This window comes from Streptomyces sporangiiformans (genome assembly GCF_005768555.2).
Classification (GTDB): Bacteria; Actinomycetota; Actinomycetes; order Streptomycetales; family Streptomycetaceae; genus Streptomyces; species Streptomyces sporangiiformans.
On the sequence record NZ_VCHX02000053.1, the window covers coordinates 1 to 8,166 of the forward strand.

The 8,166-nt window shown below is 71.5% G+C and carries 1 protein-coding gene and 1 pseudogene; both read right to left on the reverse strand.

Annotation, left to right across the window (positions count from 1 at the left end; genetic code table 11):
- A partial coding sequence (locus FGD71_RS04905; protein ID WP_244951198.1) for a type I polyketide synthase occupies positions 1–7,303 on the reverse strand: 7,303 nt, incomplete at both ends.
- Between the two features lies 1 nt (position 7,304).
- Positions 7,305–8,166, reverse strand: a pseudogene (locus FGD71_RS48450) (acyltransferase domain-containing protein); the annotation flags it as partial.

Here is an 8,166-nt window from a genome sequence, read left to right on the forward strand (position 1 = left end):
CGACGAACACGCCGTATCCACCGTCACCGCCGGACCCTCAAGCCCCAGCACATACGACAACCGGCCCGACACCACACTGCCCGCATCACCAGTCGTCAGGTAGCCTTCGCCCGCCGCCTGCGACAGACCCGTGCCATAGCCCTGGGAGGACGCACCGGCGAAGACGCCGGTCTGGCTGCCGCGCAGGGACGTCGGATCGATCCCCGCCCGCTCGAACAACTCCCAGGCCGCCTCCAGCATCAACCGCTGCTGCGGATCCATCGCCAGCGCCTCACGCGGCGAGATCCCGAAGAACCCGGCGTCGAACTCCCCCGCGTCATAGACGAATCCACCCACGGAGCTGAAGTCACCGTCGACATCCCACCCGCGGTCCGTCGGGAACTCCGCCATCGCATCCGTGCCCGAGGCCACCAGGTCCCACAACTGCTCCGGGGAGCGTGCGTCGCCCGGGTAACGGCAGGCCATACCGACGATCGCGATCGGCTCGTCGGAGGCCACGGCGACGGCGGCCACAGCCCTCGGTGCGGTGGGCGCGGCGTCGGCGCCGAGGATCTCGCCACGCAGGTGCTCGGTGAGCGCGGCCGCCGTGGGGTGGTCGAAGACCACCGTGGCCGGCAGCCGTACGCCGATGCGCCTGCCAAGCGCGTCGCGCATCTGCACCGCGGTCAAGGAGTCGAAGCCAAGTTCCCGGAAGGCCTTGGTCCGGTCGATCGCGTCGGCGTTCGCGAGGCCCAGCACCGTGGCGGCCTCCTCGCGTACGAGCTGAAGCAGGGCCCGGGTGCGCTCGGTCTCCGAGGCCGCGGCGAGGGTCCGCACAAGATCCGGTGCCTCGTCGCCGGGCACATCCCCACTGTTCGATGCCGCCAGCACCCGGCGCACCTCGGGGATGTCGGAGATGAGCGGGCGCGGGCGGGCCGCCGTGAAGCCGGGCACGAAACGCGCCCAGTCCACATCGGCGACGGCCACGAAGGTCTCGTCGTGCTCCACCGCCTGCACCAACGCCGACAGCGCAAGGTCCGGCTCCATCGGCAGCACACCACGCCGCCGCAGTTGCTCCTCGGCGGCAGCTTCCGCGGCGAGTCCACCGCCGCCCCAGGCGCCCCAGGCGATGGAGGTCGCGCTCAGGCCGCGCGCCCTGCGATCCTCCGCCAGTGCGTCCAGGTAAGCGTTGCCCGCCGCATACGTGCTCTGCCCGCCGCTGCCCCAGACGCCCGCGTTGGACGAGAACAGCACGAACGCGTCCAGCTCCGTCTCGCCGAGCAACTCGTCCAGGTTCCGGGCACCCGACACCTTCGGGGCGAGCACCGCGGCCGCCGCGTCGTCCGTGAGCGTGTCGAGGGTGCTGTTGTGGACCGTGCCGGCGGCGTGGACGACGGCGGTCGGCGGGTGTTCGGCCAACAGGCCCGCCAGCGCCTCCCGGTCCGCCACATCACAGGCCGCCACAGTCACCCGGGCGCCGAACTCTCCCAGCTCCGCAGCCAACCCGAGCGCACCCGGAGCGTCCTGGCCACGACGGCTCGTCAGTACGAGATGCTCGGCACCGTTCGCCGCCGCCCACCGGGCCACATGCGCACCCAACGCACCCGTACCACCCGTGATCAGCACCGTCCCACGAGGCGACCACGAGCGGACAGCCGGCACATCACCCAGCGGCGCCCGCACCAGCCGCCGTACGAACACACCCGAACCGCGTACAGCGAGCTGATCCTCATCCCCACCGACGCCTGCCAGCACAGCCGCCAGCCGGGCACCAGCACGTTCGTCGAGCGCCTCGGGAAGATCCACCAATCCGCCCCAACGGTCCGGGTGCTCCAGACCGACGACCCGGCCGAAGCCCCACAGCTGCGCCTGCACCGGAGCCGTCAGCCGATCCGACCGGCCCACCGACACCGCACCCCGCGTCACCAGCCACAACGGCGCCTCAACCCCGGCATCACCCAACGCCTGCGTCAGGGTCATGGTGTCGGCGAAGCCGGCCTCCCGCAGCCCCAGTAACGACACCACACCATCGACCGCACCTACACCGGACAGCCGCTCAACCAGCCCAGCCCGCGACAGAACGGCGCCCTCGAGCACCAGGCGCTGCACCTCAGTGCCCTGGCCCTCCAAGACATCTGACAGCACGTCTTGCTCTGCGTCGGCCGATACCACCAGCCAACACCCCGCCAGCGCCCGCGACTCCAGCGTCACCGGCTTCCACGACACCGAGTAACGCCACTCGTCCACCCGCGACCGGGCTTTGTGACGACGACGCCAAGACGACAACGCAGGCAACACCACACCCAACTCATCGCCCTCAAGACCCAGCGTCTCGGCCAACGACACCGAGTCCTCACGCTCCACCGTCGCCCAGAACTCCACATCCAGCGGATCGGCCACCACCCCACCGACCTCACCCGGAGAAACACCCTCCTCGACGAGCCAGAATCGCTGGTGATCGAAGGCATAGGTGGGCAGGGCGACTTGGCGTGCCCCGGCGAACACAGGGGTCCAGTCGACCCGTACGCCGTGGGTGTGCACCTCACCGAGGGACAGCAGGAACCTGCACGGGCCGCCCTCTCCACGACGCAGAGTTCCGATGGCGACTCCTGCGGAGTCCAGTTCGTCCAGCGTCTCGCGCAGGCCGACGGTCAGCACCGGGTGAGGGCTCGCCTCGATGAAGACCTGATGCCCTTGCTCGACGAGGCACTTGGTCGCTTCCTCGAAGCGAACCGTCTGGCGGAGGTTGGAGTACCAGTACTCCGCGTCCATCACCGACGTGTCCAGCCAGTCGGCCGTCACCGTCGAGAAGAACGGCACCTCCGCCGTACGCGGCTCAAGCCCCGTCAGGACATCAAGAAGTTCGGCGTGGATGGCCTCCACATGCGCCGAGTGCGAGGCGTAATCCACCGGGATACGCCTCGCCCGGACCTCCTCCGCCTCGCAGGCGGCCAGCAGGGCATCCAGCTCCGCGACATCTCCCGAAACGACCACGGACGAAGGCCCGTTGACCGCCGCGACCGACAACCCCTCGGACAGCCGCTCACGAACCTCCTCCACAGGCAACGCCACCGACACCATGCCACCCAGACCCGACAGCGCCAGGATCGCCTTCGACCGCAGAGCCACCACACGAGCCGCATCGTCGATCGACAGCGCCCCGGCCACACAAGCCGCGGCGATCTCACCCTGCGAATGCCCCACCACAGCAGCCGGCCGCACCCCGTACGAGCGCCACAGCTCCGCAAGCGACACCATCACCGCCCACAGCACCGGCTGGACCACGTCCACCCGCTCCAAGGCCTCGGCATCCTCCAGAACATCGAACAGCGACCACTCGACGTACGACGACAGAGCTGCCGCGCACTCACGCATCCGCTCCGCGAACACCGGCGAGGACTCGATGAGTTCAGTGGCCATGCCGACCCACTGCGATCCCTGGCCCGGGAAGACGAACGCGACCTTTCCGCGCCCTGCGCCGAGAACTCCCTCGGTGAGCGCCGCGTCCGAGCGGCCCTCGGACAGGGCGTCGAGTGCACCGAGGAGGGTGGGCCGGTCGGGGCCGACGACCACGGCACGGTGGTCGAGCGCCGCCCGGGTCCCGATGAGGGACCAGCCGATGTCACGGGGGGCGAGTTCGGGGTGGTCCTCCAGATGCCGGCGCACTCGCGCGGCCTGGGCGCGCAGGGCGTTGCCGGTCTGGGCCGAGAGCACCAGCGGAACGACGCCGTGATCGGACTGCTGCTCGGTGGGCGCGGTCATCCCTGGTGTGTCGTCCGCGCTGGGCGCCGGCGGCTCGGGGGCCTGCTCCAGGACGACGTGTGCGTTCGTACCGCTGAAGCCGAAGGAGGACACTCCCGCGCGGCGCGGGTGGCCGTTCTCGGGCCACGGTGTCGCGGAGGTGAGGAGTTCCACCGCTCCGTCGGACCATTCGACGCGGGACGACGGGGCGTCGATGTGCAGGCTGCGGGGCAGCAGTCCATGCCGCATCGCCAGCACCATCTTGATGACGCCCGCGACACCGGCCGCGGCCTGGGCGTGCCCGATGTTCGACTTGATGGAGCCCAGCCACAGCGGACGGTCCGCGTCACGCTCTTGGCCGTACGTGGCGATGAGGGCCTGTGCCTCGATCGGGTCGCCGAGCGTGGTGCCTGTGCCGTGCGCCTCCACCGCGTCCACGTCGGCCGGTGCGAGGCGGGCGTCGGCGAGGGCCTGCCGGATGACGCGCTGCTGCGAGGGGCCGTTGGGCGCCGTCAGGCCGTTGGACGCGCCGTCCTGGTTGACCGCGGAGCCTCGCACGAGGGCCAGCACCTGGTGGCCGTTGCGTCGTGCATCGGACAGCCGCTCGACGAGCAGCATGCCGACGCCTTCGCCCTGGCCGAAGCCGTCGGCGGCCTCGGCGAAGGGCTTGCAGCGGCCGTCGGCGGCCAGGCCGCGCTGGCGGCTGAACTCGCTGAAGGTGGCCGTGGTCGCCATGACGGTCACACCGCCGGCGAGTGCGAGCGTGCACTCGCCGTTGCGCAGTGCCTGGACCGCCAGGTGCAGGGCCACCAGGGAGGACGAGCACGCCGTGTCCACGGTCATGGCCGGGCCTTCGAGGCCGAAGGTGTAGGCGATGCGGCCGGACATGACACTGGCCGCGTCGCCGGTGACGAGATAGCCCTCGATTTCCTCCGGAGCCTGTGCCACGGAGGCGCTGTAGCCCTGCGGGTAGGAGCCGACGAAGACTCCCGCGGGGGTGCCGCGCAGCGACGTCGGGTCGATGCCCGCGCGCTCGAACACCTCCCAGGCGGCCTCCAGTACGAGTCGCTGCTGCGGGTCCATCGCGAGCGCCTCGCGAGGGCTGATGCCGAACAGCGCCGGGTCGAATCGGGCGGCGTCGTGCAGGAAGGAGCCCGCAGTCGTGTAAGAGGTGCCGGGGTGGTCGGGGTCGGGGTCGTAGAGACCGTCGAGGTCCCAGCCACGGTCGGTGGGCAGGCCTGTGACCGCGTCGCGCTCGGCGACGAGCATCTGCCACAGGTCGTCCGGCGAGGGCACGCCGCCCGGGAAGCGGCAGCTCATGGCGACGATCGCGATCGGGTCCTCCGCGCCGTCGGCCCCGCCGGTGAACCGCGGTCCGGTGAGGGCCAGGGGCGCCTGCTCCGCCGGGGCGCCGGCACCCACCAGCTCCGCCCGCAGGAGGTCGACGAGCGCGGTCGGGGTGGGATGGTCGAACACGAGGGTGGCGGGCAGCTTCAGGCCGGTCACGGCCCTGAGGCGGTTGCGCAGTTGCACCGCGGTCACCGAGTCGAAGCCGAGGTCCCGGAACGGCCTGCGCTCGTCGGCGGTCTCGTCGGCCGAGTATCCGAGGACCGCGGCCACATGGGTGCGTACGAGGTCGAGCAGGAGCGCCTCCTGTTCGGCGCGGGCGAGCCCGGCCAGGCGCTGGGCGAGACCGGTCGGGGTGTCGTCGGCGTCCTGTTCCCGGGTGCTCGTCCCGGTGGCGGCGACGATGCGGCGTGCGTCGTCGAGCGCGTCGAAGAACCGGGTGGGCCGGCTCGCCGTGTACGCGGCGTGGAACCGCTGCCAGTCGATGTCGGCGACGGTTACGTACGTCTCGTCGCGGTCGAGGGCCTGCCGCAGTGCCGCGACGGCGAGGCCGGGGGCCATCTCCGGCACTCCGTGCCGACGGGCGACCTCTCCGATGCCGCTCTCGGCCATGCCTCCGTCGGCCCACGGCCCCCAGGCCACGGAGGTGGCGGTGAGGCCCTGGGCGCGGCGGTGCTGGGCGAGTGCGTCGAGGAAGGCGTTGCCCGGCGCGTAGTTGCCCTGTCCGGAGGCGCCGAGGGTGCCCGCGAGCGAGGAGAACAGGATGAACGCGGACAGCTCGCGGTCCCGTGTGAGTTCGTGCAGGTGCTGGGCGGCCTGCACCTTGACCCGCTGGACCTGTTCGACCTGCTCCAAATCGAGCAGGTCGAGGGCGGTGTCGTCCAGGACGGCCGCGGTGTGCACGACCGCGTCGACGGGGTGCTGGTCGAGCAGTTCGGCGAGGGCGGCACGGTCGCTGACGTCGCAGGCGGCGAGGGTGACCCGGGCGCCGAGCGCCATGAGTTCGGCGCGGAGGTCGTCGGCGCCGGGCGCGTCGGCGCCGCGCCTGCTGGTGAGCAGCAGATGCTCGGCGCCCTCCGCCGCGAGCCAGCGGGCGATGTGACCCCCGAGGGCGCCGGTGCCGCCGGTCACGAGGACTGTGCCCCGGGGACGCCAACGGCCGCTGTCCGGCATGCCGTTGGCGGTCTCGTCGCCCACGGGGTCGCGTTCGATGCGGCGACCGAAGGCCCCGGTTGCGCGCAGCGCGAGCTGGTCCTCGCCGGTGCCTGCGGCGAGGACCCGGCCGAGCCTGCCGAGGGCCCGTTCGTCGGCGGTTGCGGGCAGGTCGACCAGACCGCCCCAGCGGCCGGTGCACTCCAGGCCGGCGACCCGGCCCATGCCCCACACCAGCGCCTGCGCCGGATGTGTGACGGTGTCGCCGGGGCCGGCGGCCACCGCTCCCCGGGTCGCGCACCACATCGGGACATCGGCACCGAGGTCGCCGAGGGCCTGCAGCACGAGAAGCGTGCCCGCCACGCCCGCGGGGACGGCGGGGTAGGCGGTGTGCTGCCCGCCGTCGAGCGCCAGGAGCGACCATACGCCGACGGCGCGGGAAGCCTCCCGCAGCAGTTCGGCGGCAGATGCGCGGTCGAGGGTGCGAGGGTCGACGGTGTGCCGTACGACCTGGGCGCCGCCGCGCTCCAGAGCGCGCAGCGATCCCGTCACGACCTCGTCGTCGGCCAGGGATTCCGGCACCAGCACCAGCCAGGTGCCGGACAGCGCCAGGGCCGTGGGTTCGGTGATCCGTTCCCATGTGACACGGTACCGCCAGGAGTCCACGGTGGACCGCTCGCGGTTGGCCCGCCGCCACGAGGACAGCCTCGGCATCAGCGAGCTGAGCGGCTGGTCCCCGTCGACCTGGAGGATCTCGGCCACCTCGGCCAGATCCTCCTGCTCGATCGCGGTCCAGAACTTCTCCTCGGCCGGGTCGGCCGCCACGGCGACCGGTTCACCGTCGTGGCGGACCGGTGCGGGCCAATAGTGCTTGCGCCGGAAGGCGTAGGTGGGCAGGTCGACGCGGCGCCCGCCGGCCAGCAGCGGCTGCCAGTCGACGGGCAGTCCCCGCACCCATCCCTCGGCGAGGGAGGTGACGAACCGGTCGAGGCCGCCCTCGTCACGCCGCAGCGAGCCCAGGACCAGCGCGTCGGCTCCAGCGGCGTCGAGGGTCTCCTGGACACCCACGGTCAGGACGGGGTGGNCTCCAGCGGCGTCGAGGGTCTCCTGGACACCCACGGTCAGGACGGGGTGGGCGGAGGCCTCGATGAAGAAGCGGTGGCCCTGCTCGGCCAGCGCCTTGGTGGCCTCCTCGAATCGAACCGTCTGGCGGAGGTTGGTGTACCAGTACTCGGCGTCCATCACCGTGGTGTCCAGCCAGTCGGCCGTCACCGTCGAGAAGAACGGCACCTCCGCCGTACGCGGCTCAAGTCCCACCAGGACATCAAGGAGTTCGGCGTGGATGGCCTCCACATGCGCCGAATGCGAGGCGTAATCCACCGGGATCCGCCGGGCCCTGATCTCCTCCGCCTCGCAGGCGGCCAGCAGGGCATCCAGCTCCGCGACATCTCCCGAAACCACCACGGACGAAGGCCCGTTGACCGCCGCGACCGACAGGCCCTCGGACAGCCGCTCACGAACCTCCTCCACGGGCAGGGCGACCGACACCATGCCGCCCAGACCCGACAGCGCCAGGATCGCCTTCGACCGCAGCGCCACGACCTTGGCGGCGTCCTCGATGGACAGGGCTCCTGCCACACAGGCCGCCGCGATCTCACCCTGCGAATGCCCCACGACCGCGGCGGGCTTGATGCCGTACGCACTCCACAGTTCGGCCAGGGACACCATCACCGCCCACAACACCGGCTGCACGACATCGACGCGCTCCAACGCCTCGGCATCATTGAGGACGTCGAACAACGACCAGTCCACATACGAGGACAACGCCGTGGCGCACTCACGCATCCGCCCCGCGAACACCGGCGAGGACTCGATGAGTTCGGCCGCCATGCCGACCCACTGCGAGCCCTGCCCCGGGAACACGAACACGCTCTTGCCGCCCGCACC